20 protein-coding genes and 2 pseudogenes are annotated in these 25,574 nt (G+C 69.8%); 10 read left to right on the top strand and 12 right to left on the bottom strand.

What is annotated here, in order from left to right; all coding sequences use genetic code 11:
- Nucleotide 1: 1 nt before the first annotated feature.
- On the bottom strand, nt 2–2,677 hold the full coding sequence (locus MPLG2_RS16275) for a hypothetical protein (RefSeq protein WP_105187055.1): 2,676 nt from the start codon (nt 2,675–2,677) through the stop codon (nt 2–4).
- 173 nt (nt 2,678–2,850) lie between these two features.
- Between MPLG2_RS16275 and MPLG2_RS16280 the strand changes: the two genes are divergently transcribed.
- Nucleotides 2,851–3,942, top strand: coding sequence for a GNAT family N-acetyltransferase (locus tag MPLG2_RS16280; protein ID WP_158681283.1), 1,092 nt, complete (start codon nt 2,851–2,853; stop codon nt 3,940–3,942).
- 20 nt (nt 3,943–3,962) lie between these two features.
- On the opposite strand, the gene MPLG2_RS16285 is transcribed toward MPLG2_RS16280, so the two are convergent.
- Nucleotides 3,963–4,709, bottom strand: a complete 747-nt coding sequence (locus tag MPLG2_RS16285) for a FadR/GntR family transcriptional regulator (RefSeq protein WP_197709996.1) — start codon at nt 4,707–4,709, stop codon at nt 3,963–3,965.
- 87 nt (nt 4,710–4,796) lie between these two features.
- Between MPLG2_RS16285 and MPLG2_RS16290 the strand changes: the two genes are divergently transcribed.
- The 5 genes from MPLG2_RS16290 (at nt 4,797) to MPLG2_RS19715 (ending at nt 10,625) form a co-directional block, all read left to right on the top strand.
- Nucleotides 4,797–7,628 (top strand): FAD-binding and (Fe-S)-binding domain-containing protein, encoded by a 2,832-nt coding sequence (locus MPLG2_RS16290; RefSeq protein WP_105187057.1) that lies wholly within the window; start codon nt 4,797–4,799, stop codon nt 7,626–7,628.
- Nucleotides 7,629–7,673: 45 nt separating this feature from the next.
- The gene (locus MPLG2_RS16295) at nt 7,674–9,362 is read left to right on the top strand and encodes an L-lactate permease (protein ID WP_105187058.1); all 1,689 of its coding nucleotides are present in this window, start codon (nt 7,674–7,676) and stop codon (nt 9,360–9,362) included.
- Between the two features lie 135 nt (nt 9,363–9,497).
- Complete coding sequence (locus MPLG2_RS16300; RefSeq protein ID WP_105187059.1) at nt 9,498–9,992, top strand: YbaK/EbsC family protein; 495 nt, start codon at nt 9,498–9,500, stop codon at nt 9,990–9,992.
- A gap of 1 nt (nt 9,993) precedes the next feature.
- Nucleotides 9,994–10,347, top strand: a complete 354-nt coding sequence (locus MPLG2_RS19710) for a LysE family transporter (RefSeq protein ID WP_197709997.1) — start codon at nt 9,994–9,996, stop codon at nt 10,345–10,347.
- Nucleotides 10,348–10,352: 5 nt separating this feature from the next.
- The gene (locus tag MPLG2_RS19715; protein ID WP_197709998.1) at nt 10,353–10,625 is read left to right on the top strand and encodes a LysE family translocator; all 273 of its coding nucleotides are present in this window, start codon (nt 10,353–10,355) and stop codon (nt 10,623–10,625) included.
- A 12-nt stretch (nt 10,626–10,637) separates the two neighbouring features.
- On the opposite strand, the gene MPLG2_RS16310 is transcribed toward MPLG2_RS19715, so the two are convergent.
- The 7 genes from MPLG2_RS16310 to MPLG2_RS16340 all read right to left on the bottom strand — a co-directional run bounded on the left by MPLG2_RS16310 (nt 10,638) and on the right by MPLG2_RS16340 (nt 18,127).
- Nucleotides 10,638–11,012 (bottom strand): VOC family protein, encoded by a 375-nt coding sequence (locus MPLG2_RS16310; RefSeq protein ID WP_105187060.1) that lies wholly within the window; start codon nt 11,010–11,012, stop codon nt 10,638–10,640.
- A gap of 43 nt (nt 11,013–11,055) precedes the next feature.
- The gene (locus tag MPLG2_RS16315) at nt 11,056–11,856 is read right to left on the bottom strand and encodes a methyltransferase domain-containing protein (protein WP_105187061.1); all 801 of its coding nucleotides are present in this window, start codon (nt 11,854–11,856) and stop codon (nt 11,056–11,058) included.
- Nucleotides 11,857–11,876: 20 nt separating this feature from the next.
- Nucleotides 11,877–12,962, bottom strand: coding sequence for a VOC family protein (locus MPLG2_RS19160; RefSeq protein ID WP_197709999.1), 1,086 nt, complete (start codon nt 12,960–12,962; stop codon nt 11,877–11,879).
- Between the two features lie 411 nt (nt 12,963–13,373).
- Entirely contained in the window at nt 13,374–14,717 is a 1,344-nt protein-coding gene (locus tag MPLG2_RS16325) for an HNH endonuclease signature motif containing protein (RefSeq protein ID WP_197710000.1), read from the bottom strand.
- Between the two features lie 165 nt (nt 14,718–14,882).
- Entirely contained in the window at nt 14,883–16,139 is a 1,257-nt protein-coding gene (locus MPLG2_RS16330; protein ID WP_197710001.1) for a multidrug effflux MFS transporter, read from the bottom strand.
- Between the two features lie 3 nt (nt 16,140–16,142).
- Nucleotides 16,143–16,898, bottom strand: coding sequence for a PIG-L family deacetylase (locus MPLG2_RS16335; RefSeq protein ID WP_105187062.1), 756 nt, complete (start codon nt 16,896–16,898; stop codon nt 16,143–16,145).
- Nucleotides 16,895–18,127 carry a glycosyltransferase gene (locus MPLG2_RS16340; RefSeq protein ID WP_105187063.1) on the bottom strand — a complete coding sequence of 411 codons (1,233 nt, stop codon included), beginning with the start codon at nt 18,125–18,127 and terminating at the stop codon, nt 16,895–16,897. The genes MPLG2_RS16335 and MPLG2_RS16340 overlap by 4 nt, the downstream gene beginning before the upstream one ends.
- A 185-nt stretch (nt 18,128–18,312) precedes the next feature.
- Between MPLG2_RS16340 and MPLG2_RS16345 the strand changes: the two are divergent.
- Together MPLG2_RS16345 and MPLG2_RS19565 are read left to right on the top strand one after the other, a co-directional pair.
- Nucleotides 18,313–19,287 (top strand): annotated as a pseudogene (locus MPLG2_RS16345) (type III PLP-dependent enzyme); the annotation flags it as partial.
- 86 nt (nt 19,288–19,373) lie between these two features.
- Nucleotides 19,374–20,252, top strand: a pseudogene (locus MPLG2_RS19565) (MFS transporter); the annotation flags it as partial.
- 228 nt (nt 20,253–20,480) lie between these two features.
- On the opposite strand, the gene MPLG2_RS16355 reads toward MPLG2_RS19565, so the two are convergent.
- Together MPLG2_RS16355 and MPLG2_RS16360 are read right to left on the bottom strand one after the other, a co-directional pair.
- Nucleotides 20,481–21,359 (bottom strand): GNAT family N-acetyltransferase, encoded by an 879-nt coding sequence (locus MPLG2_RS16355; protein WP_158681284.1) that lies wholly within the window; start codon nt 21,357–21,359, stop codon nt 20,481–20,483.
- Between the two features lie 38 nt (nt 21,360–21,397).
- Nucleotides 21,398–21,742 carry a hypothetical protein gene (locus MPLG2_RS16360; RefSeq protein WP_105187067.1) on the bottom strand — a complete coding sequence of 115 codons (345 nt, stop codon included), beginning with the start codon at nt 21,740–21,742 and terminating at the stop codon, nt 21,398–21,400.
- A gap of 132 nt (nt 21,743–21,874) precedes the next feature.
- Between MPLG2_RS16360 and MPLG2_RS16365 the strand changes: the two genes are divergently transcribed.
- A complete protein-coding gene (locus tag MPLG2_RS16365) occupies nt 21,875–22,288 on the top strand; it encodes an HIT family protein (protein ID WP_105187068.1) in 414 nt (137 codons plus the stop codon).
- Between the two features lie 80 nt (nt 22,289–22,368).
- On the opposite strand, the gene MPLG2_RS16370 is transcribed toward MPLG2_RS16365, so the two are convergent.
- Nucleotides 22,369–22,866, bottom strand: a complete 498-nt coding sequence (locus tag MPLG2_RS16370; RefSeq protein WP_231935697.1) for a glycerol-3-phosphate dehydrogenase C-terminal domain-containing protein — start codon at nt 22,864–22,866, stop codon at nt 22,369–22,371.
- 124 nt (nt 22,867–22,990) lie between these two features.
- Between MPLG2_RS16370 and MPLG2_RS16375 the strand changes: the two genes are divergently transcribed.
- A complete protein-coding gene (locus tag MPLG2_RS16375) occupies nt 22,991–25,357 on the top strand; it encodes a sodium-translocating pyrophosphatase (protein ID WP_105187070.1) in 2,367 nt (788 codons plus the stop codon).
- Nucleotides 25,358–25,574 lie beyond the last annotated feature (217 nt).

Below are 25,574 nucleotides of genomic sequence, written 5' to 3' on the forward strand. Positions count from 1 at the left end.
ATCAACTGCGCGGCACCTGCCGCAGTTCGGCCAACGGCAGCGGCACTCCGTCGGTGAGCACGTCGGGGTCGGCGTTCAGATAGCGCGACGACGACACCAGTGTGGTCAGGTTGGCGAAGAAGCCGACCGGACGGCCGTGCTCGTCCAACCCGATCTCGGTGCGAGGGCCCGACGGTGCGTACCAGTCCAGCGGCGCCTCGGGGGCATCCGGCGGCCCGGAAGGCGGGTTGGGGTCGGCCTGCCCGGCGACCGACGCCTCGAGGGCGTCCAGTCGTGCCCATTCATGACCCGTCAGCTGGTTGGGCACCAACTCTGCATAGGTCTGCTCGCGCAGCGACGTCTGTAGCCGCTGGGCCACGTCGACGATGTTCTGCCCAGCCACGCGAAGACGCAGCCACTGCTGGCGCTGCCATTGCGCGTCGCTGGCGAACCGGCGGCGCAACCGCATACCGGCCACCACGCCGCGAATGGCCAGCGAGGCCACGTCCTGGCGGGTCATGAACAGGTTGTTGCCGCCCTCGTAGCTGCGCTGCCGCACCACCGCGATGCGGGCCTGAAAGGCCGGCATCTGCAGCTGGGCGTTGTCGCGCCACTGCAGGCTGGTGCCCAGAATCGCACCAAGAAAGCTGCTCATCGCCTGCTTCAGTGGCGCGGCCAGGTGCTTGGCGGCTTGCGCGTCGCCGAGCAGGTAGACGTCTTGATGGCCGGCGCCGGCGGGGTAGTCGCCGAGATCGATGCCCACGGTGGGCCACAGCGGCAGCGGTGAGTCGAACATGTGGATGGGAAAGTTGGACGTGACGCCTCCGTCGGTCAGCCAGAGCTCCTGCGCGACCCGGGCTTCGCCGGCCCCACTGACCGGGAAGCGCAGATCGGTGCCGTTGCGGGCGATTCGAGCGCCGAACTCTGTGCGCACCCGCATCGCGCCCTGCCGCAACTCGTACAGCCGCAGCGACTGAAACAACGCAGGCAGGGCGAGCGACGCCCGCGTGGCGAACACCACCGGCAGGTCCCACGGCTGGGGAAAGCGGTACAGGGTGATCGGGGCGCCGGTAGTCAGCGATGTCACCTGCTGCGGCTGTTCGTTCAGCGTCATTGCGTCGATGACTCGCCGGGGAAGCACGCCATCGAGATCGCCGGGGTCGAACCAGAGCCGTTCGTCGTCCGACGCCGCGGCCGGCAGTGGGAACCGGTAGGGCGCCTTGCGGATCAGCTCGGTACTCATCAACTCGAGGTTGATGCAGCGCTGACGGGAGTCTTTCGCAGCCTGTCGGGCGGCGCCGTCCGGATCGCCCGGCACATAGTCAGCGCCGGTCCACAGGTGCCCGAAGCGCACCACCTCATGAGCAGGTAGGCCGGCCAGGTCGGCCATCGCCTGGGTCAACCAGTCGGTGAGGTTCGGCTCGACCGTGCGACGGGGCAGCACCTGGGAAGCGCCATCGATAAGTGCGGTGAGCCGGCCGCGCAGGGTGTCATCGTCGGTGGCGAGGCCCGACCCGCCGATCAGCCCGTAGCGGTGCTGCTTGGCGGTGGCCGAGACACGCATGATGCCCAGGGCGAACCCGAGCAGCACCAGAACCACTTCGGCGATGAGAAACACCACAGTGATCAGCAGTCCTGCCCAGCCCATGGTGTACAGAGCGGTGGCGAACCACGCAACGGCAGCGGCCCCTGCGACGATCGCGGTGCCGAACCAGGCCCGTGGTTTGGCCGGTGGGTCTGGTACCGGTAAGGGCTCCTCGAAACCCGCCGGCGCCGCTGTGGCCGACCTGGGGCGGGTGGCGATCAACGCCGCCAAGGGAATCAACCAGCCGAACGCCAGCCACAGCAATACCGCGGCGGGCCAGTAGTACGGGTAAGGCCACCAAGCGGCGGTCGGCACCCAGCGCGTCGGTGACCACGGGGCGACCGCAGCGAGGCCCAGCGGCGCCAGCGCGAACGCGGCCAGGGTGACGATGCGCGAGGCCGTGTTCAGGCTCAACAACAGCAGCAACGCCCCGCGCACGAACTGCTGGCGCATCACCGCCGCGATCACCCTGAACAACGGCAGACCGGCCTGCGTGGGCTTGAACAGTTGCACCAGCCGGTACTCCTCGGCGGCGTCCGGCGCATCGGGCTGCGTCACCCACGCGATCACATCGGCAAGCCCGGCGAAGCCCTGCCGCAGCCGTCCCTGGGCGACCTGATGCTCACCGAGCACGTCGGTGCGCTGCCGACCCGCCGTCGCGCGTACCCGTCCGAGTTCTGCCGACGCGCCCAGCGCGGCCGCGATCGCCCCGGCCGAGGCGCCGCCCAGATTGCGAAACCTGAAGTGCCGGGCAAGTTCGCACAAGGCCAGCGGGTAGATCACCGCGCTGGTGGTGCCGCCCTTCATGGTGACATCGAGGCTGCGTCGGCAGTACTCGTTCTGGGCCGACGTGAACGGTTTGTTGCCGCCGTCGGCCAAGGCTGCCACCGGCGACGCGTGCAGGTCGTGGGCGTCGACGGTGGAGTCGGCCAACTGGTACGACGTGGGGTCGAGCAGACCGGGCTGAGGGGTGTGCTGCTGCCACAGCCAGCCGTCGGGCGGCTCGATGGTGGTGTCGGGGTACTCCAGCAGTTCGTTGGGGTCGTCATGATGGCCGTGGGTCAGCAACCTCGACAGGGCAGCGAGAGCGTCGGCGTCGCGGGGTACGGGCATGGTTTCCTCCAGCCTCAGCTGTATGGGTTGGGCGCACATTCAGCCTCCACCCACCGGCGGTGCGGCCGAGGGCACGCAGTAGCAGGATCGATCGTGGCGTTGAGAAATACATCGGTGCAGGTCGAAGAACTACGCACTTGTCGGCAGGGCCGGTTTCTGTGCAGGGTGGTGCGATGGTTGCCATCGTCGAGGTGCCCCCGCCGACCAGCGCCGACGACCCGAACGCCTGGGCCGCGATGGCCGACACCACCTTGTGGAGCGCCGAGACCTTCGATCAACTCGGGTACGAAGATCTGAACGATCCGATCGAGACAGCGGCTTCGTTGGCCGTGCCGTCGTCGAACCGGCGAACCCTGCGCTGGGTCGCCCTCGACGACGCCGACGATCACACCACCGTGGTGGGTAGTTGCACCTGCTCACTGACCCTGCGTGACAACCTGGGCACCGCCGGGGTGCACGCGGTGGTGCGGCCCGACCGGCGCCGGCAGGGCATCGGCACGGCCCTGTTCGACGCCGCCGAGCAGCGGGCCGCCGCCGAGGGCCGGCACACCGTGCAGTCGTGGGTGCTGCAGGCGGCGCGAACACGGGCGGACGACCCGGGCGCGCTCGCCCCGCGCGAGGGCAGCGGTTTCGTGGACGGCAACCACGCCAGCGCACGCTTTCTGTTGGGGCGGGGGTACTCGCTGGAACAGGTCGAGGTGCACTCGCTGCTGCGTGTTCCTTTGCCGGCGGCCGTGATCGATCCGCTCGAATCGGACGCCGCGGCGGCGTCCGAAAGCAGCTATCGGCTGATCGCCTGGGCCGATCGTTGCCCCGACGACATCGTCGACGGGCTCGCCGAGGTGCGCGCCGCCATGGCCGACGCGCCGATCGCCGGGCTCGACTTCGAGCGGCAGCACTGGAGCGCCGACCGGGTGCGTGAGGTCGAGCAACGCTGGGCCGATGCCGGGGTCACCACCCTGGCCACCGCGGCTCAACACGTCGAGACCGGTGAGTTGGCCGGCTACACCGAGCTGATCCGGTTCGTCACGAAGGCCGACTCGGCGATTCAAGAAGACACCGTGGTGATCGCCGCGCACCGCGGCCACCGCCTGGGCATGCGCTTGAAGACCGCGAACCTGCGCCTGATGGCGAAGCAGTGGCCGCGCGTGCGCCGCGTGCACACCTGGAACGCCGACGAGAACGACTACATGCGCTCGATCAACATCGCCCTCGGCTTTCGCCCCGAGTCGAGCGAAGGGGGCTGGCAGAAGGTGCTGGGCTGAGGCTCGGCCTGGCTCCGGGCTCAGCCCGTGGCGCCCCAGCCCAAGGACGCGTTGGCGCTGCGCAGGTGCTCTTCGACCTCGTCGGCGGCGCGCCGGCTGTCGCCGGCGGCGATCGCCTCGTAGATGGCCCGATGCTGGGCCCGCAACTGGTCGGACAACTCGTGCCAGTGCCCGTGGGTGCGAAACGACTCCAGCACCATGGCCCGCATCGAGTGCCGAATCGCCGTAGTCATCTCGGTGATCAGCACGTTGTGCGCGGCCTCGGCCAACGCCACGTGAAACTCGGTGTCGAGTTCGTTGAAGGCGGCGATGTCGTCGCGCTCGGCGTCCATGTCGTCGAGCAGCCGGCTCATGGTGCCGAGGTCGTCGGCGGACGCCTGCCTGGCCGCCAGCCGTGCGCTCCAACGTTCGAGCATGATGCGGGTCTCGACCACGTCGTCGATCGGAAAGTTCGCCAACGACATGTGCAGGCGCAGAAACTGGGTGAGCGCCTTGCTGGGCAGTGACGTCAAGAAGGTGCCGCTGTCGGGTCCCACCCCCACACCCGACCGCACCACGCCCTGGGCTTCCATGGCACGCATCGCCTCACGCACCGCGGCGCGGCTCACGCCGAGCTTCGCCGCCAGGTCGCGCTCGGCCGGTAACTGGTCGCCCACCTTCAGCGCCCCCGCCAGAATCTGGCTCTCGATCTGGTTGATCACCAGCTCGTAGGCGCGCATGCGGGGGATCTGCTGCCAATCCACGTCGGGTGTGCTGTTGGGAACCACGAAATGAATTCTGCCAGCACGCTTGACATCTGACCATAAGCCGTCCTACTTTTTTTTGGTCAGACCATTACAGAGAGGTAATGAGGCATGAGCGCACTCGTCGACGCCCTGCAGCAGGCTCTCGGTGGCGACCCGGTCAGTGACCGGCCCATCGACGTCTCGCGGCTCAGCCATGACGCCTCCCACTACCTGCTACGGCCCCAGGCTGTGGTGCTCGCCCGCGAGACCGGCGACGTGGCCCGGGCGGTCGCCGTCGCTCGCGAGCACGGCGTCGGGGTCACCTTTCGCTCCGGCGGCACCTCGCTGAGCGGCCAGGGCGTCGGCGACGGGGTGCTGATCGACACCCGACGCGGGTTTCGCGACATCGAGGTGCTGAACGACGGGGCCCGGGTGCGCTGCCAGCCCGGCGCCACCGTGCGCGCGGTCAACGCCAGGCTCGCCCCCTACGGCCGCATTCTCGGGCCCGACCCTGCCAGCGAGATCGCCTGCACCATCGGCGGCGTAGTGGCCAACAACTCCTCGGGCATGGCCTGCGGCACCACCCAGAACACCTACCGCACCCTGGCCGGCCTGGAGGTGGTGCTGCTCAGCGGCACGGTGATCGAGACCGGCGCGGCCGACGCCGACGCCGAGCTCAAGGCGCTCGAGCCCGAACTGTGGCAGGGTCTGGCCGAGCTGCGCGACCGGGTGCGCGGCAACCCCGAGTCGGTGCGCCGCATCGAGCATCTGTTCTCGATGAAGAACACCATGGGTTACGGCATCAACAGCTTTCTCGATCACGACGAGCCGGTGCAGATCCTGGCCCACCTGATGGTCGGCTCCGAGGGCACGCTCGGCTTCATCGCGTCCGCCACCTTCGAGACCGTGCCGCTGCTGCCGAAGGCGTCCACCGCGCTGCTGATCTTCGACAGCATCGCCCACGCCACCACCGCGCTGCCCGACCTGATCGCCGCCGGCGCCCGCACCGCCGAGTTGATGGACGCCGTCTCGCTGCGGGTCGCGCAGGCGCTGCCGAACCCGCTGGAGGCGCTGCGTCCGCTGGTGGTCGACCAGCACACCGCCCTGCTGGTCGAGGCGCAGGCCCAACAGGCCGACGAGTTGGCCGGCACCGTGGCAGACCTCACCGCAGTGGTGGCCCGGCTGAACGGCCTGACCGCCCTCGGCCTGCCGGCGGCGTTCTCGGCCGATCCGCTGGCCCGCGCCCGCGCCTGGCAGGTGCGCAAGGGCCTCTACACCGCGGTGGCCGGCGCTCGCCGGCCGGGGTCGACGGCCCTGCTCGAAGACATCGTGGTGCCCATGCCGGCCCTCACCGAAACCGTCAGTCGCCTCGGTGAACTGACCGCCGGTCACGGGTATCGCGACTCGGTGATCTTCGGTCACGCCAAAGAGGGCAACCTGCACTTCATGATCGATCCCGATCTGCGCGAACCGACGCAGATCGACGTGCTGGCCGCGTTCACCGAAGACCTCGTCGACCTGGTGCTCGACATGGACGGCTCGCTGAAGGCCGAACACGGCACCGGACGCGCGATGGCGCCCTTCGTCGAGCGGCAGTACGGCCCGGAGTTGTACGACGTGATGAAGCAGGTCAAGCGACTGTTCGACCCGGCCGGCGTGCTGAACCCGGGGGTGATCATCACCACCGACGCCAACGCGCACCTGGTCGACCTGAAGCTGCCCGAACTGGTCGACCCCTTGGTCGACCGCTGCGTCGAGTGCGGCTACTGCGAACCCAGCTGCCCGAGCAAGGACGTCACCACCACTCCCCGGCAGCGCATCGCGCTGCTGCGCGACGAGGCGTCCGGGGTGCCGGGTATCGAGCAGGACTACTCCTACATGGGCGTGCAGACCTGCGCGGCCGACTCGCTGTGCCTGCTGGCCTGCCCGGTCAGCATCGACACCGGCGTGTTTATGAAGCAGCACCGGCGCGAGGCGCAGCCGGCGGTGGCGCAGAAGATCGGCGTGGGCCTGGCCGAACACTGGAAGCCGACGCTGGCCACGCTGCGCGGTGCGCTCACCGTCACCGACAAGGTGCCGGGTTCGGTGCTGGCCGGGGTGACCGGTGCGATCCGCAAGGTGCTACCCACCGACCTGGTGCCGCTGGCCGGCGACGACCTGCCGGGCCCCGGACGATCCCGCACCAAGCTCGATGCCGGCCCCGCCGATGGGGCGGCCGAGGTGGTGTTCTTCGCCTCGTGCATGGGGGAGTTGTTCGAACCCTGCGGCGGCGACGCGGTGCCCGGCCCGGCCCGATCGTTCCTGGAACTGTGCGCGCGGGCCGGGGTGCCCGTGCGGCTGCCCGAGAACCTGTCGTCGCTGTGCTGCGGCACGGTCTGGCGCTCCAAGGGGCTGGCCGACGGCGCGACCGCGATGGCGGTGCGCACCGCGTCCGCCCTGCTGGTGGCCAGCGAGAACGGACGGCTGCCGGTGGTCTGTGAGGCCAGCAGCTGCACCCACGGCCTGCACACCCTGCAGCACGACCTGTTGGTGGGCGGCGAGCAGGAGTTGGCCGAGCAGGTGGCGGTGCTGACCGTGATCGACTCGTCGCGCTACGTCGCGCAACACTTGCTGCCCAAGCTGCAGGTGAACCGCCGGCTCGGCTCGGTGGTGCTGCACCCGACCTGTTCGGATCGTCATGCCGGCGACGTCGACCACCTGCGCGCGGTCGCGGCGGCCTGCGCCGACGAAGTGGTCGTACCGTTCGACGCCGGCTGCTGCGCCTTCGCCGGCGACCGGGGCCTGCTTCACCCCGAGCTGACCGCGTCGGCCACGACGCGCGAAGCCGCCGAGGTGCGTCGCGGCGACTACGACGCCTACCTGTCCTCCAACCGCACGTGTGAACTCGGCATGAGCCGGGCCACCGGGCACAGCTATCGCCACGCGATCGAGCTGCTGGAGGAGCTCACCCGCCCTGTTTGATACTGTCCCCAACACCTCGCCCGCTCAAGCACTCCGGAGAACGTCATGAACTTCACACCACAAATCGCGCCGCTCGGGTCACTGTGGCTCTCGGCCATCGTCGGACTGTTACCACTGATCACCATGTTCGTCACGCTGGGCTGGCTGCGCTGGAAGGCGCACTGGGCCGGGCTGACCTCGGTCGGCGTGGCGATCATCGTCGCCGTGTTCGCCTTTCACATGCCCTTCCCGTTGGCGTTTCTGTCGGCCACCCAGGGTGCCGTGTTCGGCGTCTTTCCGATCATGTGGATCGTCTTCACCGCCATCGCGCTCTACCAGATCACCGTGGTGAGCGGCCGCTTCGAAGACCTGCGTTCGGTGTTCGCCCTGGTCAGCGACGACCCGCGGGTGCAGGCGATGCTGATCGCCTTCTGCTTCGGCGGCCTGCTCGAGGCACTGGCCGGTTTCGGCGCCCCGGTGGCGATCACCGGCGTGATGCTGATGGCGATCGGCTTCTCGGCCCTGCGCGCCGCCGTGGTGGTGCTGGTGGCCAACACCGCCCCGGTGGCCTTCGGCGCCATCGCCATTCCGATCATCACCGCCGGCAACCTGACCAAGATTCCCTACCAGCAGATCGGTGCCTACGTCGGTCACCAGACCCCGCTTCTGGCCGCCTTCGTGCCGTTGGTGCTGGTGTTCCTGGCCGACGGCAAGCGCGGCTTCAAGCAACTGTGGCCGGTCGCGCTGGCCACCGGCCTGGCGTTCGCCGTGGCCCAGTGGGTGTCGGCCACCTGGCTGTCGGTCGAGCTCACCGACATCATCGCCTCGCTGGTCGGCCTGGGCGTGGCGGTGCTGTTCCTGCGTTTCTGGCAGCCGCAGGGCGGCGCCGACGCGCTGGCCTCGCTGCACCACGATCGCGACACCGAGCTGGCCGCCATGACCGACAAAGAGCGCGCCGCGCTGCCCCAGCTGCACGACAGCAAGGGCGCGGCGAAGCTCGACGGCGGACGCATCTTCATGGCCCTGTTCCCGTACCTTCTGGTCATCGCGGTGTTCGCGGTGACCAAGCTGACCCCGGCGATCTCGGCGTGGCTGGCGTCCACCGACATCAAGATTCCGTGGCCGGGGTTGAACGGGCACATCATCACCGCGGCAGGCACGCCGTCCACCTCGACGATCTACAACTTCCAGTGGCTGAGTTCGCCGGGTACGTCGCTGCTGATCTCGATGTTCATCGTGGCCGCGGTGTACAAGGTGTCGGCCAAGGACGTGTTCGGCGAACTCGGCGCCACCGTGGTGAAGCTGCGGTTCTCGATTCTCACCGTGGCGTCGGTGCTGGCGCTGGCCTACGTGATGAACTTCTCGGGCCAGACCATCACCATCGGCACCTGGATCGCCGGCACCGGTGCGGCGTTCGCGTTCTTCAGCCCGATTCTGGGGTGGATCGGCACCGCTGTCACCGGTTCGGACACCTCGGCCAACGCGCTGTTCGCGACCCTGCAGCAGACGGCCGGCAAGGCGGCCGGTATCGACCCGACCCTGCTGGTGGCGGCCAACACCTCCGGTGGCGTGGTCGGCAAGATGATCAGCCCTCAGAACCTCACCATCGCGGCCACGGCCGTGGGCCTGCTGGGCCGCGAGTCCGACATTCTGCGCAAGGTGCTGTGGTGGAGCCTCGGCATGCTGATCGTGCTGTGCCTGCTGGTGGGGCTGCAATCCACCCCGGTGCTCAGTTGGATGCTGCCGAAGTTCTGACCCACGACCGGGTCGCGGCTCGCACTCGTCCCCCCGAACGTGAGCGCGCGACCGAGGCGGACGGCGGCTCAACAACCATCCCCCCGGTTGTCGAGCCGCCGCCCACCGGCTGGTCCGGGGGTGCAGGATGGACCCATGCAACGCGACGACGATGCGGCCGTTCTGCCCGAAGGCGCCCAACGAGTCTCAGCCAGACTGGCCGAACTCGGCCACCGGCACACCCCGGTGATGCTGGCCGATTCGGCCCGCACCGCTCAGGACGCGGCCGACGCCCTCGGCGTCGAGTTGGGCCAGATCGTCAAGAGCATCATCTTTCGCCGCCGGGTCGACGACGCCGCGGTGCTGGTGATGACCTCGGGCGATCGCCGGGTCGACGAAAACAAGGTGGCCATGAAGGTGGGGGAGCTCACCCGGGCCGACGGCGCCTTCGTCAAGCAGTCGACCGGTTTCTCCATCGGCGGAGTGTCACCGGTGGCGCACGCCACCCCCAGCGTCGAGCTGATCGACACCGAGCTGTTCCGCTTCGACGAGATCTGGGCCGCCGCCGGCCACCCGCATGCCGTGTTCAAGCTCAGCCCCGACGATCTGGTTCGGCTGACCGGCGCGCCCGTGGCCGACGTCACGGCCTGAGGTGACGTTCGCCCAGGCGCTGCTCGGGTTCGCCGCGGTCGCCGCGGTGCTCACCGTGATACCGGGTCTCGACACCACCCTGGTGCTGCGCTCGGCGCTGGTGCGGGGCAACGGGTACGCCGTCGCCACTGCGCTCGGCATCGGTACCGGGGCGCTGATCTGGGGCGCGGCCGCGGCGGTGGGGGCCGCGGCCCTGTTGGCGGCGTCCGAGGTCGCCTACCGGGTGGTCACCCTCGGCGGCGCGGTGTACCTGGTGTATCTGGGTGTGATGCTGATCGTGAAGAGCTTTCGGACGCACGGACTCGAGGTCGAAGGGACTGCCGTGAGGCCATCGCGAAGTGGCGGGGCTTTCTGATCGGGGTGTGGACCAACCTGCTCAACCCCAAGATCGGCGCGTTCTACCTGGCCACCATTCCGCAGTTCGTGCCCGCCGGAGTTTCGCCGCTGGGCATGGGGCTGCTGCTGGCCGGGGTGCACGACCTGCTGGCCGTGGCCTGGTTCGCTTTGATCATCGCCGGGGCGAGCTACGCCCGGCGCTGGCTGGCGAACGCGCGTGCGCTGCGCGTCGTCGACCGCGTTGCGGGCGTCACCCTGGTCGGGTTCGGCGTGAAGCTGGCACTTCCGGGCCACTGAGCTCGGTCGTGCTCAGGTTTCGATCCACAGGCAGAACGGGTGCCCGGCCGGGTCGAGGCATACCCGTACGTCCGCCTGGGGCTGGTAGGGCGCCATGCGGGCGCCGCACTGCAGCGCGTGGCGCAGCCCGGCCTGCAGATCGTCCACCTGAATCTCGAGATGAAGCTGCATCTGCTGGTCGCCGGGCCCGCCGGGCCACACGGGGTGCACGTGGTTGGGTTCGAGTTGACACGCGATGCCGACACCGCCGTCGGGGTTACGAACGGCCACCCAGCTCAGGTCGTCGGTGGGGCCGAGCTGCCAGCCCAGCAGCCTGGCGTAGAAACGGGCCAGCGACACCGGGTCTGGTGCGCCCAGCGTCACGGTGCTCAGTCGAATCCCCTGCATGGGCCCAGCCAACCACCGCCGCGCCGCACGCGCCAGAAAACCCTCACACGTGAATGATGAGCTCGCCGTGCAGCAGAGTGAACCAGCCGTCGGGGTCGGCTGCCCAGGCCCGCCAGGCGTCCGAGATTCCGTGCAGTTCGTCGGCTGTGGCGAGGCTGCGCCGCAGCACCTGGTCGGCCACCGCCGAGGTCAGTATGCGGTCGGCCCAGCCGAGTCCCCAGGCCGTTCGTGATTCGTCGTCGGCGTAACACCAGACCGACGCCGTCGCAGTGACGTTCGAGCAGCCGGCCTCACGCGCCCAGGCGAGCAGCCGGCGACCCGCGTCCGGCTCGCCGCCGTTTGCCCTGGCCAACTGCAGGTACAGGTCGAGCCAACGGCCGAGGGCCGGGCTCGGGGGGTACCAGGTGAAGGCGCTGTAGTCGGCGTCGCGCACCGCCACCACCCCGCCTGGACGGCAGACTCGCACCATCTCGCGCAGTGCCTGCACCGGGTCGGGCAGGTGCTGCAGCACCTGATGGGCGTGCACCACGTCGAAACTGTCGTCGGGCAAGTCAAGCGCGTGCACGTCGCCCGCCAGGTAGTCGACGTTCTCGACCCCTGACGCCTCGACACCTTCATGGGTCAGCGCCACCACCGCATCGGACGTCTCGAGCGCCGTCACCCGGCCCGGTGCGACCAGGCGGGCGAGGTCGGCGGTGATGGTGCCAGGGCCGGCGCCCACGTCGAGCAGGCGCTGCCCGGGCTGTAGGTGGGGCAGCAGGTAGGCGGCCGAGTTGGCCGCGGTGCGGGCACGGTGAGATCGCAGCACGCTCTCGGCGTGCCCGTGAGTGTAGGCCGATGACATGCCAGCCGACGCTACCGGCGTCAGCCGCGGGTGTAGAACTCCAGGGCGATGTTGTCCGGGTCGCGGAAGGCGATCAGGTCGCCGGTGGCGCCTCGGGTCACATCGCCGTGCGCTACGCCCAAGCCGTCGAGGTGGGCGATCCACGCGTCGAGGGTCGCCCGATCGGCAACCGCGACGCCGAGGTGGTCGAGACCGGCGTGGCGTTCGTTGAAGGGCCCCGGCTCGGCGAACTCACCATGCTCGGTGAGGGTGATCAACAGGTCGTCCCGAATCAGCATGGCCTTGGCCATGCCGTTGACCTGTACCCGCCGCCTCTCGGCGAAGCCCAGCACCTCGGTGTACCAGCGCACGCTGCGGTCGAGGTCGCTGACGCTCAGGGTGATGTGGTGAATGCCGTCGATGCTTGGAGTTTCAGCCATGGGCATCAGTGAACACCCTCGGGCAGTGGGGGGCAGCGGTTGCAGGGTGCGCAAGACGATGCCGTACAGGGCGTCCACAACGTCTGCACTCTCGGACGTGACCTGAATGCTGAACACCCCGCGGTCATTGCGCGCCCAGAGCACATGGCCGGGCACCCTGAGCGCGCCGCCGAAGAGCGTCAGCGTGCTGCGTAGCGTGGTGGCCGGCCCGAACACGGTCTCGGTTCGACCCCACCGCACGGCATCCATCTGCAGCGCTCGCACCTCGTCGGCCAGTTCGGCGGGCGTGGGCACGTGCTCGGACGGCGTGCGCATCACGTTGACGCTCGTGCCGTCTTCGGCCACGGCGAAGGCGTCGACGCCGGTCACCTGATGATGGGTCCACTCGTCCACGGTCGCCCCCGTGCGGTCGGCCATCTCTTGAAAAGTCACGAGTGCTCCGTACTCGGTCAGCAGGGAGTCGGGCCGGGTAAGCACCAGGTCGTCGGGAATCGCGAAACGAAGGCAGAAGTTCGGCGACTGCAGAAAGTGGAAGCCTGCCGGCAACGACATCACTGGCACTGGGTTGACCGGCGTGCTGAGCAGCCGAAAGGTGCCGGGGGCGAGCGCTGCACCCAGGGTTGTCGCGGCGGCGAGACAGATCGCACGGCGGCGAGAGACCTCACCGGCAGGCTCGTGCCAACGCATACCGCACCCTATCCAGAGCTCCAGGCGGTCGGTTGCCCCACCGTTCGAGCGCCCCGGCCGGTGCCGGCGATCGCGGTGCCGTGCTCTCGGTTGCGCCCGTGAAGACCACCGACGACCCGGCAGCGATCGAGAGGCCCGACGGTAGGGTTCTTGGCACCTCATGCGCACCGTCACTGCCCGTGCGGACGAGGGCCGATGAACTGCCCAAGGGTTGGCGAAGCCGGCCGAAGTGCAGTCCGCAGCCCGTCGAAACCAACCAGTTCACGTGGGTCGCCCACCTGAGCGTGCCGAAACCCCTGGCCGCACGAAGGTTCTCGAAGCGCTCGGCGAAAGAAGGTCAGCACTCCCGTCATCCCGGCGCAGGTCGGGATCTCGCGTATCCGGCGGGTTGGTGCGCGCGCTGACAGCTGATCAGGTGCGCATGGGTGCGGTGAAGCGGTTGTGGATTCGTGGTGTTTGTTTGGGGTCGACGCGTCGGGGTGGGATGACGTGGGCCGGGCCGTTCGCTGGTAGTCGTACTTGCCAGCGGTCTGCTGTGGGGTTGTGGCTGGGTTCGATGATGCCGTGGTGGTGGGGGCAGACCAGCACGAGGTTGTGCAGGGCGGTCACGCCGCCGGCCCACCAGGGCATGATGTGGTGGGCGTGGCAGGCGTTCGGGGCCTTGTCGCAGCCGGGGAACACGCACCCGCCGTCACGGATTTCGAGGGCTGCGCGGATGGCGGGGGTGACGAGCCGTTGCGCACGGCCCACATCCAGCACCGCAGAGCGTGACCCGAGCACGGTGGGCATGATGTCGGCGTCGCACAGCAACTGCCGAAGCGTCGAGGCGGCGATCGGCTCACCGGTGCCGAGCTGGTCACCGTGCAGCAGGCCGGCGTCGGTGGCGGTTTTCACCAGCACGTCATACGACATGGCGACCACGACGCGTGGCCGGTCGCCACCGTGACTGGGCGCCAACGACTGGGCCAGGTGCCGGTCGATCATGGCGGTGAGTGCGTCGGCCCGGCGTTGTGCCGGTGTGGTGGTTTCGGTCAGGGGGTCGAGCCGGTCGATGCCGCGCGCGGCGTGCGCGGTGTAGCTGTCGATCAGCCGAATGAACGGTTCCGCATCAACCACCGGCAGGCTGCCTCTGATGCGGACCGATCCGTGACCATCGTGATCAAAGGTGAGGTGCCGGTTGTTCTTCGCGGCGCGCAGGTCGCGTTCCAACCGGGCCGCTTCCCGCGCCTGGACCGTGTCGGGGTCGAGCACCTCCACCAGGTAGCGCGACAGGCTGCGCAGGTCGTGGGCGTTGTGGGTGTCGGCGAACCCCACCAGCAACTCTTCGGCCTGCCGCAACTGGCCGGTGTCGAAATCGGTGGGCAGCCCGTCCAGCACCTGCGTGATCGCCTGGGCCTGTTCGGGCAGCACGCACCCCTCGGCAGCGGCGGCTGCGACGGTCGGGAACCGGGTCAGTCGTTGCCCCTCGATCACCAACCGGCCCGCCGCACGACGCGTCATGCAGGTAGCGTCGGCCAGCCAGGTGACGGTGGAGGTGCCATGCTCGGCCACCGCCACCCCGGACTGTTCCACCTCGGCCGCTAACGCCGACCGCCACGCCGACAACCGGGCATCCAACCGCACCGCATCAACCAACAGTTGCAGCCGCTGCTTTCCGTTCTGGAGCCGGACCCGGTCATCGGTCAGAGCCGCCACGGCAGCATCGATCACGGCCACCAGGGCCGCATCGCCCAGCTGCTCGAAGGTCAACTCCATGCCAGCAACGCTACCGACCGCCCCTGACAGTTTCGAACACGTGTGCAGTTATCCACAAGCTGATTTGGTGCTCTTTTTCACTGTGGGTAACACGGCCTGCTAGTTCGGAGATCCCGGCATCCGCCGGATGACGCAAGCCTCCCCAGCCGCAGACATCCGCCGAGATCACAACCCGTCCGCGGGCGGTGGCACCATTCCCGGCGGCGACGGCGGTTGCAGCCCCGTGACCTGAAGGTGCCGGCGCCACTGCAGGTAGCCGACCACCGTCAGCAGCAACGCGGTCGCTGCCAGCGCCGGCAGCGACACCGCCACCAGCGGCGCCAGCACGCCGGCGATCAGCGCGTTGGCCACCAGAGACACGAAGCTCTGCACCGACGCCGCCGCGCCCCGGTTGGCCGGGAACAGATCGAGCATGGCGAGGGTCAGGATCGGGAACGCCATCGCGACGCCGAAGGTGTAGACGGGCAGCAACATCACCGCCCAGGGCAGGGCTTGGGCCGCCGGCACCAGCATCAGGGACAGGTTCGCCGCCCCGCCGCCCAGGCTGATCCAGTAGCCGACGGTGGCCAGCCGAGCTCCCTTGACGCGCCCCGCCAGCCGTCCGGAGAACCACGAGCCGATCACCATGCCCGAGATCAGCGGCACGAACAACACCCAGAAGTCCTGCTCGCCCATGTGCAGCATCGACACCACGATGTAGGGCGCCGAACTGATGTACAGAAACATGCCGGCGAAGTTCACCATCGCGGTCAGCGCGAGCCGCCGACCGTGCGGGTTGCACCACACCGCCCACAGCGAGGCGAACAACGGCCCGAGGTGCAGCGGCACCCGATGCTCCGGCGGGTGGGTCTCGGGTAGCAGCAGCCACACCAGCACCAGCAACGCCAGACCCAGCCCGGTCAGGGCCCAGAAGATCTCGCGCCAACTGCCGTGCACCAGAATCCAGCCGCCGACGATGGGCGCCAGGGCGGGGGCGAGGCCGAAGATCATGGCGATCTGCGACATCACCTGTTGTGCCCGGGCGTCGGCGAACACGTCACGCACCATGGTGCGGCTGATGATCTGGCCGGCGCCGGCGCTGAGACCCTGCACGGCCCGTCCGACCAGCAGCAGTGACAGGTTGGGTGCCACCGCGCAGGCCAGGGACGCCAGCACGAACATCGCCGTGCCGCCCAGAATCACCGGCTTGCGGCCGACGGCGTCAGACAGCGGGCCGTGAAACAGGCTCGCCACCGCGAACGACAGCAGGTACACGCTGATCAGTTGCTGCAGCGCCACCGGTGTGGTGTCGAGATCGATGGCCATCTGGGCGAACGCCGGGAACATGGTGTCGATCGAGAACGGCCCGACCATGCCCAGCCCCGCCAGAATGGTCAGCAGAATCCACTGCGGGGGCAGTGCGGAACGATCCTTTTCGGCCACCGATCAGGCCCGGCGCCGCACGCCGGTGCGCAACTGCAGCGGCTCGCGCTGGCCGCCGGAGTGAATCGCGTCGCGGCCGTCCACCGTGAACTGTGAGGCGTGCGCCGTCAGGGCCGGCATCAGCTCGTGGTAGTACTCGTCGAAGTCGAACCACTCCACCCCCGCGGAGTCCGGTTGGCTGCCGTCGCGCGGAATCGAGACCACCTCGGCGAACGGCACGCCGGCCAACTCGGCCGCGTGCACGCCGACGTGATGCGCGTGTACGTGATCGGGGTGCCCGTAGCCGCCGTCACTCTCGTAGCTGACGACCAGGTCGGCGCGCCAGAATCGCACGAACGCGGCCAGGTCGGCCGCGGCCTGAGCCACCTCGGCCGCGGTGAAGGCGTCCGGCCCCGCCTCGTCGCCCGGCCCCGCGACGGTGGGAGTGATCCAGCGCATGCCCGAGTCGGTGTAGCGACGCGGGGCCAACCCGATGGCCCTGGCCGGGGGATCGCCCAGAAAGTACGGCCCCTCGGCGCCCAGTGCCCGCAATGCCGCGGTGAGTTCGCCGACCCGGTGCGGCTCCAGCTCGGGTGTGCCTTCGAGTGCCGACAGCGGGCCGGGCACCACCGCCCCCAGCTCGCCGCGGGTCGCGGTGACCACGGCGACCGCGACGCCCGAGCGGGTCAGGTGCTGGATCAGTGCGCCGGTGGCCAGGGTTTCGTCGTCGGGGTGGGCGTGGGCGAACACCACCCGCCGGACGCCGTCGAACGCGCTCATGAGGCCAGCTCGCGGTAGTGCGCCTCGAGCAGCCGGGCCGTCCACCCCCAGTTGAACCGGCGGGCGTGAATCTGCGCGACCACCCCCATGCGGTCGAGCAGCCACGGCTTGGCCAGCAGCCGGGTGATCGCGGTGCCCCAGTCTTCGGGTTGGCGCGAGTCCATCAACTGCCCGGTCTCGCCATGGACGACGGCCTCGCGCAGCCCGCCCGCCGCCGACGCGATCACGGGGGTGCCACACGACTCGGCCTCGAGCGCGATCAGCCCGAACGTCTCGGAATGCGACGGCACCAGCACGATGCGCGCACCGCGCATCAGCTCGGCCAGCCGCGGCCGTGGCTGCGGCCCGATGAACCGCACTGAGTCGCCGAGCCCGCTGGCTGCGACCAGGGCGTGCAGGTCTGCCTCGTAGGCGGCGAAATCCACCGACACGTCGCCGGCGATCAGCAGGTCTGGACGAAGCTGCTCCGGCACCTCGAGCAGCGCGCGGATCGCGAGGTCGGGCCCTTTCAACGGCTGCAGCCTGGCGGCGTACAGCAGGTAGCCGTTGGGGTTGGTGGAGACGGGGGTCTCGACGGGCTCGACCGACGATTGGGTCTGGACGGGCTCGACCGGCCGACCCGCGTGGAACAGGGTGCGATCGACGCCGGGCGGAACGATGACCACCCGCTCGGGGTCGGCCCCGCAACGCTCCACCACGGTGCGCGCCTCGGCCGCGCTGATGGCGATCACCAGGTCTGATTCGGTGGCGACCAGGCGCTCGCCCGGCACCCGGGCCGGCGACTCGGGCGGCTCGCCATCGCTCAACGCCGAGCCGGGCAACGCGGCCACCGAATGAAAGCTCTGCAGGTGCGGCACGCCCCACGCGCGGGCCACCGGAAGCGCCGCGACCCCCGACATCCAGTGGTGCGAATGCAGCACGTCGTACGGCTGCAGCAGCCCGAGGTGGGTCGAGAACTCGTCGATGTGGGCGTCGATCAGACTCTTGGCGAGCTTCGTCGCAGGGCCGGCGGGTAGATGCAACAGCCGCACCCGATCGGACAACTCCACCACGTCGGCCTGGCCCGGGTCGCTGCGTCGGGTGATCAGGTCGACCCGATGGCCCAGCTCGGCCAGCGCGAAAGCCTGGTGGTACTCGACCACGTTCATGCCGCCGGCGTCGCCCGAACCGGGCAGGTCGGCGGGGGAGGTGTGCATCGAGACGAAGCCGATGCGCAACGATTCACTCATCGCCGGTCAGCCTAGTGCTGTGTGCTCGCGCTGCGCGGTCGGATGGACACGACAGCAGGTGCGCACCTCGCTGTATCAACCGACCCGGGCGGCCCTCCTCCAATCGACCGAGAGGACCCGCCATGACCACGCTGATCGCAGCCCCCGTCGACGCAGCCGCCGAGTTGGTTACGACCCCCCGCCTGATGCTCAGCCCCCGCGCGATCACCCGCAGCTATCGGGCGCTGCGCGCCGCCCTCGGCGACGTGACCCTGTACTACGCGGTGAAGGCGAACCCGCACCCCGCCGTGTTGGCGGCGATAGCCGAGGCCGGCGGCTGCTTCGACGTGGCGAGCCCGGCCGAGACCGGCGCCGCGCTCGCGACGGGCGCGGACGCCTCGCGGCTGCTGTCGTCGAACCCGATGCAGTCGCGCCCGGCGATTCGCCACCACCACGCCGCCGGCATCGACACCTTCGTGGTCGACAGCCTCGACGAGGCCCACAAGGTCGCGGCCGAAGCGCCCGGCGCCACCCTGCTGGCCCGGCTGGCCACGTCGGGTGCCGGTTCGGACTGGTCGCTGGCCGGCAAGTTCGGCGCAGACCCCGCCGAGGTGTTCGCGATTCTCGACCTGGCGCCACAGCTCGGCCTGCAGGCTGCCGGGGTCGCGTTTCACGTCGGCTCGCAGCAGCGCGAGCCCGAACGCTGGATCGCCCCCATCGACACCGCGGCTGGCATCTTCACCGCGCTGCGCGAGCACGGACACCGTCCGTGGCTGCTCGACCTGGGCGGCGGCTTTCCGGCGTCCCACGCCGTGCCCTGCCCGCCGCTGGCCGTGTACGGACGCACCATTGAAGCGGCCGTACAGGCAGCCTTCGGCGCGCATCGTCCGCGGTTGATCGCCGAACCCGGACGCGCTCTGGTCGGCGACGCAGGCGTGCTCGAAGCGAGCGTGCTCGGCGTCGCGCACCGGGCCGGACGCCGCTGGGTGTACCTCGATGCCGGCATCTTCAACGGCCTCACCGAAACCCTGGGCGAGGCGATCCACTACCGCCTGCGCACCTCGGCCACGGGCGCACCGGCCGCGGCCGTGCTGGCCGGACCCACCTGCGACTCGGCCGACGTCATGTACCGCTGCGTCGACCTGCCCGACGACTTGGCCGAGGGTGACCGGGTCTGGTTCGCCGCGGCCGGCGTCTACACCACCTCGTACGCGTCGGCGTTCAACGGGTTCGCCCCGCTGCGCACCGAACTGACCGACACACTGCCATGCGTCGGCTGCTCACGTCCCACGCCCTGGCCGGCACCGCGGTGGCGTTGCCCTGGCCGGCGCTGCTGGCCGCCGTCTGGCAGACCACGGACGACCCCACGCTGCTCGGCCTCGCCGGTGCGGCCAGGTTCGCGCCGTGCGTGCTGCTGTCGGCGTTTCTGGGCGGCATCGGCGACCGGTTCGGACGGTTTCGCACCGTGCGCGTGGTGACCGCCCTTCGGCTGGCGCTGCTCGCGCTGGTGGCGGTGTTTCTCTACGCCGAGCTGCCCTGGGCTGCCGTGGCCGCGGCCACCTTGACCGTGGCTGCGGGTGTGCCCGCGTTTCCCAGCCTGGCCGCCCTGGTGCCTCAGGTGGCCGACGACCCCGAGCGGGCCACCGACACCCTGGTCACCTGGGAGATCAGCGCGTTCGTGATCGGACCGGCCCTGGGCGGGCTGCTGGTGGGCTTCGGGGGTTTCGCCTCGGGGGCTGCGAGTGTGCTGCTCATCGCGGCGGCCCTCGTGGTGCTGCCCCGCCGGGTTGGTGAGCAACGTCCGGACGACCAGCGGGTGCAGCTGAGGCACGGGCTGCGCGAGGTGCTGGCGGTGCCGGTGGTGCGCCGCGCCGTGGCCTCGGTGATGGCCCTGAACGCCGTGATCGGGGTGCTGGGCGTCACCCTGCTCAGCCTGGCGATGGGGTCGTGGCGTGCCGGGGTCACCGAGTACGGCTGGGCGACCGCCGTGCACGGGTTCGCCTCGCTGGCCGCCCCGGCGCTGATTCTGCTGCTGCGGCGGGTGCGTCCGACGCTCGCCGCCCAACTGGTGGTCGTGGTGCCCCTGGTGGCGGTCGCGCTGGCCCCCACGTGGACGGTCGCGCTGCCGCCGCTGCTGCTGCTGGGCGCCGGGCTGACCATGGTCGAGTGCCGCACCACCCGCATGCTGCAACTCGGTGCCCCGCCGCGCTATCTGGCGCTGGCCCTCGGGGTGGCTGATGCGGCCCTGATCGCCGCCGCGATGCTGGCCGCCATGGCGGCGCCGGCGTTGATCGATGTGTTCGGCCCCCACGTGCTGCTGCTCGTGGTCGCCGCGGCCTGCGCAGCAGCGCTGGGTTGGGGGCTGCGCGCGCAGTCAGCTCGGCGACGAGTAGCCGACGATGGTGGTTTCGAGCTCGAAGCCGAGCCCGCGGTAGAGGGCGATGGCCGGCGCACGGTGGTGCTGAACGGTCAGGTTGACGTCGCGCTGCGGGGCGGCCTCGATGATCCATCGGCAGATCGTGGCCAGCAGGCCCAACCCGGCGCCGGTGCCACGGGCGTCCGGAGTGATCGCGATGAAGTCGAGGTAGCCCGAACCCTCGGGCTGTACGCGACCTGAGCCGTAGCCCAGAAACCGTCCGTCTTCGGCTTCGCTGACCGCCACGATCAGCTCGCCGGAAATGCCGTCGGCCAACATCTGCCGGGTGGTCAGGTAGGTGTCGGGAAACTCGGCCAGGTGCAGCGGTTCCACGTCGTCGAAGTCGTCGAGCCTGGGTGCGCGCACCCGGGCGTCGTCGGCGGGCCACGCCGCGGCCACCTCGGCGTTCACCCGAAACACGTGATTCGGCACCGACGCCGTCCAGCCGAGCGAATCGGCCAGCGCCGCCAGCCGCACGTTGGCCACGTCGCCGCAGATCTCGTGCCGGGTGACCTGGGCCGGGCAGCTCGCGATGGCCGCTTCGAGCAGCGGCAGCGCGAGCTCGTGCCACGCCTCGCCGGGCACCCAGGGGCCATAGATCCAACTGCGGCCCAAGTCGACATCGACCTCGGCGAACGTGGCGCCCACCAGTCGTCCGTTCTCGACGGCGACGAGCGCCTGCTCGGGCCAGCCGTCCAGGGCTTCGAGTTCGAGGCGCAGCTCAGCGCGCTCGGTGCCGATGTAGCTGGTGCCCGTAGCCACGTTCGACTGCTCTGCCGTGATCAGGTCGAGTAGGGGCTCCACCTCGCCCTCGGCGAGCCGCCTGATGTCTGCCATGGGCCAATAGTGGTCGCTGGACGCGCCGCCCGGCAAGGTCAGGAGTGCCGCTCGGCGACCTCGCCACCGGTCTGCCAGGCGGCGGCGCGAGCCACTTCGAGGCCCAGGTCGACGTCTTCGTCGTGCAACACTGTCAGCCGGGTGCGCCACAGGTAGGCGGTTGCGCTCGGCCCACCCGGCGGCAGGGTGCCGGCCTGGTCAAGGTCGTCGAGGCGCACCGACGGCCACGCCTCGATGAGTGGACGGTCGCAATGGCTGACCCGCCACTGCTCGCCGAGGTCGGACACCTCCCACGGCCGCCCCTGGTGAACGGCGGCGACTGCGGCCGACAAGTCGGCGGCCGAGAGCGCGCGCGAACTGACGATCCAAAGATCGTGCGACATGAAGATTCCCCCCGTTGTCTTCAGGCACACGCAAGTGTGCGGCCATAGTGTTACAGGTCAGAAGTTCAGCGTGATAGTCACCGTACGGGTGACACCAGGGCAGCACTGCCCGCCCCCTGCGACACTGTTCACATGGCTGACACCGACATCGCCTGCGAGATCATCGAGGGCCGGTTGGCCGCCGAAATCGTGCTGCGCACGCCCGACGTGATCGCCTTTCTCGACCACCGCCCGGTGTTCAAGGGCCACGTGCTGGTGTGCCCGACCCGCCACGTCGACACCATGCTCGACCTGCCGGCCGAACTGGTGGTGCCGTTGTTCGACGCGTGCCGCCGGATCGCCGCCGCGATGACGACGGCGCTGGGCGCGCAGGGCACCTTCGTGGCGGTCAACAACGTGGTCAGTCAGTCGGTGCCGCACCTGCACGTGCACGTGGTGCCGCGCAGCAAGGGGGACGGCCTGCGCGGCTTCTTCTGGCCGCGCACCCGCTACGCCGAGGGTGAGTTGGCCGCGTACGGGCAGGTGCTGCGCGACGCCCTGGCGTAGAAGGTCGGTCGAGCTCGTCGAGACTAGAGGGTCGGTCGGTCGAGCTCGTCGAGACCAGGGTTTCGACAAGCTCAAGCAGCTCAGCCGACGGTGACGTCGACCACCTCGGGCGCGGCTGCCCGGGCCTCGGCGGCACTCGCGTCGTCCGGCTGCTCGGACGCCGCCCGCTCGGCCTCGACCCGCTCGGTGTACGCCCTGATCTCGGCGTCGCGGCGCTCGTCGTTCCAGCCCAGCCGCGGCGCGGCCAGGACAGCGATCTCGGGTAGGGCGGCCAGGCCCGAGTCGGCGATCTCGTAGGTCAGCCGGGTGCGGTGGGTGAGCAGGTCCTCCAGGTGCAGCGCGCCCTCATGCGTGCAGCCGTAGGCGATCTCTGCCCGCAGGTAGTCGGGGGCGTGCTGCAGCGGCTCGGCCAGGTCGGCCTGCTCACGGCACAGGGCCATCAGGGTGTGGATCTCGCTGCCGTAGCGGTCGAGCAGGTGCCGCACCCGGCGGCCGTCCCAGCCGAACTCGGCCCCCACCGTGTCGGCCTGCGCCGACAGCGACTGGACGGTCAGCAATAATGCAACTGAACCGTTCACATAATCGTTGTGGCGGTCCGGGTGCCGCGCGGGTTGCTTCACCCGTAGACTCCGACAATCTCCCCGGATCCGGGGGGCGAGCGACGCTGAACCAGGCCACAAGCCGTTGGGTCGAGGAGGATTCATGCTGCAGTTGGGCCCGACGAGCCTGGCCATCGTGTGGACGATCGCTGGCATCGCGGCGATCAGTCTGCTCTACGCGGTGTGGCTGCGACGCAAGGTGCTCGCCGAAGACGAGGGCACCACGCGCATGCAAGAGATCGCGCGGGCCGTGCAAGAGGGTGCCTCGGCCTACCTCAACCGCCAGTTCCGCACGTTGGGACTCTTCGCAGCGATCGCCTTCGGGCTTCTGTTCCTGCTGCCGGGTGACCTGTCGATCAAGATCGGCAGGTCGATTTTCTTTCTGCTGGGCGCCGGCTTCTCTGCCTCGATCGGCTACCTGGGCATGTGGCTGGCGGTGCGCGCCAACGTGCGCGTGGCGGCCGCCGCGATGCGCGACAACGGACGCTTCGAGGGCGCCCGCATCGCGTTCCGCACCGGCGGAGTGGTGGGCATGAGCGTGGTCGGCCTCGGACTGCTCGGCGCCGCCGCGGTGGTGCTGATCTACCGCGACCAGGCCCCCTCGGTGCTCGAGGGCTTCGGCTTCGGCGCGGCCATGCTGGCCATGTTCATGCGCGTCGGCGGCGGCATCTTCACCAAGGCCGCCGACGTCGGCGCCGACCTGGTGGGCAAGGTCGAGCAGTCGATTCCCGAGGACGACCCGCGCAACGCCGCGACCATCGCCGACAACGTCGGCGACAACGTGGGCGACTGCGCCGGCATGGCGGCCGACCTGTTCGAGTCGTACGCGGTCACCCTGGTGGCCGCCCTGATTCTGGGCAAGGCCGCCTTCGGCGAACAGGGGCTGGTGTTTCCGCTACTGGTGCCGGCCATCGGCGCCCTGACCGCGGTGCTGGGCATCGCGACCACCCGCATTCGGGGCTCCGAGTCCGGGCTGAGCGCGATCTACCGCGGCTTCTACACCTCGGCCGCCGCCGGCGCCCTGCTGGCCGCGGTGACCGCCTTCGTGTACCTGCCCAGCACGTTCGCAGCCCTACCGGGGGTGCCGGCGGCGGTGGCGGGCCTACCCGGCGACCCGCGGCTGATGGCGGCCGCGTCGGTGGTGATCGGCATCGTGCTGGCCGGCATCATCTTGTGGCTCACCGGCTACTTCACCGGCACCGACTCAAACCCCACCATGCACGTGGCGCGCACCTCGCTGACCGGCCCGGCCACCGTGGTGCTGTCGGGCATCGGGGTCGGTTTCGAGTCGGCGGTCTACACCGCCGGAATCATCGCCGCGGCGATCTGCGGGGTGTTCCTGATCTCGGGCGGCTCGATGATCCTGTCGCTGTTCATGATCGCCCTGGCCGGCTGCGGCCTGCTCACCACGGTGGGCGTGATCGTGGCCATGGACACCTTCGGACCGGTCAGCGACAACGCCCAGGGCATCGCTGTGATGAGCCACGATGTCGACGAGAAGGGCGAGCAGATTCTCACCGCCCTGGACGCCGACGGCAACACCACGAAGGCCATCACCAAGGGCATCGCGATCGCCACGGCGGTGCTGGCGGCCACGGCCCTGTTCGGCTCGTACACCGACGCGGTCAACCACGCGCTCGGTTCGCTGAGCGAACTCGCCGGCAGCCCGATCGTGCAGTCGATGCTCACCTACGAGATCGTGTCGCCGATCACCCTGGTCGGGGTGATCCTGGGGGCCGCGACCGTGTTCTTGTTCTCTGGCCTGGCGATCGACGCGGTCACCCGCGCGGCCGGCGCGATCGTGTTCGAGGTGCGCCGCCAGTTCGCCGAGATTCCCGGCATCATGACCGGCGAAGCGCGGCCCGAGTACGGCAAGGTCGTCGATATCTGCACCCGCGACTCGCTGCGCGAACTGGCCACGCCGGGCCTGCTCGCGGCGTCCGCGCCGATCGCGGTGGGCTTCGGACTGGGTGTCGGGCCGCTGGCCGGTTTTCTCGGCGGTGCGATCACCGCCGGTGTGCTGATGGCGGTGTTCCTGGCCAACTCGGGCGGCGCCTGGGACAACGCGAAGAAGCTCGTCGAAGACGGCCACTACGGCGGCAAGCATTCCGACGCCCATGCGGCCACGGTGATCGGCGACACCGTCGGCGACCCGTTCAAAGACACCGCCGGCCCCGCCATCAACCCGCTGATCAAGGTGATGAACCTGGTGGCGGTGCTGATCGCACCCGCGGTGGTAGCTCTGTCGGTGGGCGAGGGCGCCAACCCGGTGTTGCGCATCGGAATCGGCCTGGCCGCGGCCCTGGTGGCCATGGGCGGCGTGGTCTGGTCGCGGGTGCGCGCCCACCGTGTCGACGTCGAGGCGCGGCTCGAGCGTGAGATGCACCTGGTCGAAGAAGACGGCGAGACCCCGGTGGTCGTGCAGCCCGACGCGCAGAGCGACCTGGGTCAGCAAGAACAGGTGCGCTGACGTCGTGTCCCTCCCCCTGGGTCAGCAAGAACAGGTGCGCTGACGTCGTGTCCCTCCCCGGGTGGACGCTGGCTTCGGTGCGTCCTTTGCCCTCCCGGCCACCGATGCCGCCATCGGTGACAGGTGCCGGGTGGTGAGACTAGTGCCGGCATATAACGCGGCGCCGGTGATGTTTCACGGCACCAGACGGCGATGCCGGCATCGATCGGTGGGAACG

This window comes from Micropruina glycogenica (assembly GCF_900289045.1).
Taxonomy (GTDB): domain Bacteria; phylum Actinomycetota; class Actinomycetes; order Propionibacteriales; family Propionibacteriaceae; genus Micropruina; species Micropruina glycogenica.

Bases quoted from the DNA above. Each gene is read 5' to 3' on its own strand.
- MPLG2_RS16290 (WP_105187057.1), top strand. From the start codon at position 4,797: ATGAGCGCACTCGTCGACGCCCTGCAGCAGGCTCTCGGTGGCGACCCG.
- MPLG2_RS16295 (WP_105187058.1), top strand. From the start codon at position 7,674: ATGAACTTCACACCACAAATCGCGCCGCTCGGGTCACTGTGGCTCTCG.
- MPLG2_RS16280 (WP_158681283.1), top strand. From the start codon at position 2,851: ATGGTTGCCATCGTCGAGGTGCCCCCGCCGACCAGCGCCGACGACCCG.
- MPLG2_RS16340 (WP_105187063.1), bottom strand. From the start codon at position 18,127: ATGAGTGAATCGTTGCGCATCGGCTTCGTCTCGATGCACACCTCCCCC.
- MPLG2_RS16335 (WP_105187062.1), bottom strand. From the start codon at position 16,898: ATGAGCGCGTTCGACGGCGTCCGGCGGGTGGTGTTCGCCCACGCCCAC.
- MPLG2_RS16355 (WP_158681284.1), bottom strand. From the start codon at position 21,359: ATGGCAGACATCAGGCGGCTCGCCGAGGGCGAGGTGGAGCCCCTACTC.
- MPLG2_RS16275 (WP_105187055.1), bottom strand. From the start codon at position 2,677: ATGCCCGTACCCCGCGACGCCGACGCTCTCGCTGCCCTGTCGAGGTTG.
- MPLG2_RS16325 (WP_197710000.1), bottom strand. From the start codon at position 14,717: ATGGAGTTGACCTTCGAGCAGCTGGGCGATGCGGCCCTGGTGGCCGTG.
- MPLG2_RS19160 (WP_197709999.1), bottom strand. From the start codon at position 12,962: ATGCGTTGGCACGAGCCTGCCGGTGAGGTCTCTCGCCGCCGTGCGATC.
- MPLG2_RS16360 (WP_105187067.1), bottom strand. From the start codon at position 21,742: ATGTCGCACGATCTTTGGATCGTCAGTTCGCGCGCGCTCTCGGCCGCC.
- MPLG2_RS16375 (WP_105187070.1), top strand. From the start codon at position 22,991: ATGCTGCAGTTGGGCCCGACGAGCCTGGCCATCGTGTGGACGATCGCT.
- MPLG2_RS16365 (WP_105187068.1), top strand. From the start codon at position 21,875: ATGGCTGACACCGACATCGCCTGCGAGATCATCGAGGGCCGGTTGGCC.
- MPLG2_RS16310 (WP_105187060.1), bottom strand. From the start codon at position 11,012: ATGCAGGGGATTCGACTGAGCACCGTGACGCTGGGCGCACCAGACCCG.
- MPLG2_RS16315 (WP_105187061.1), bottom strand. From the start codon at position 11,856: ATGTCATCGGCCTACACTCACGGGCACGCCGAGAGCGTGCTGCGATCT.
- MPLG2_RS16300 (WP_105187059.1), top strand. From the start codon at position 9,498: ATGCAACGCGACGACGATGCGGCCGTTCTGCCCGAAGGCGCCCAACGA.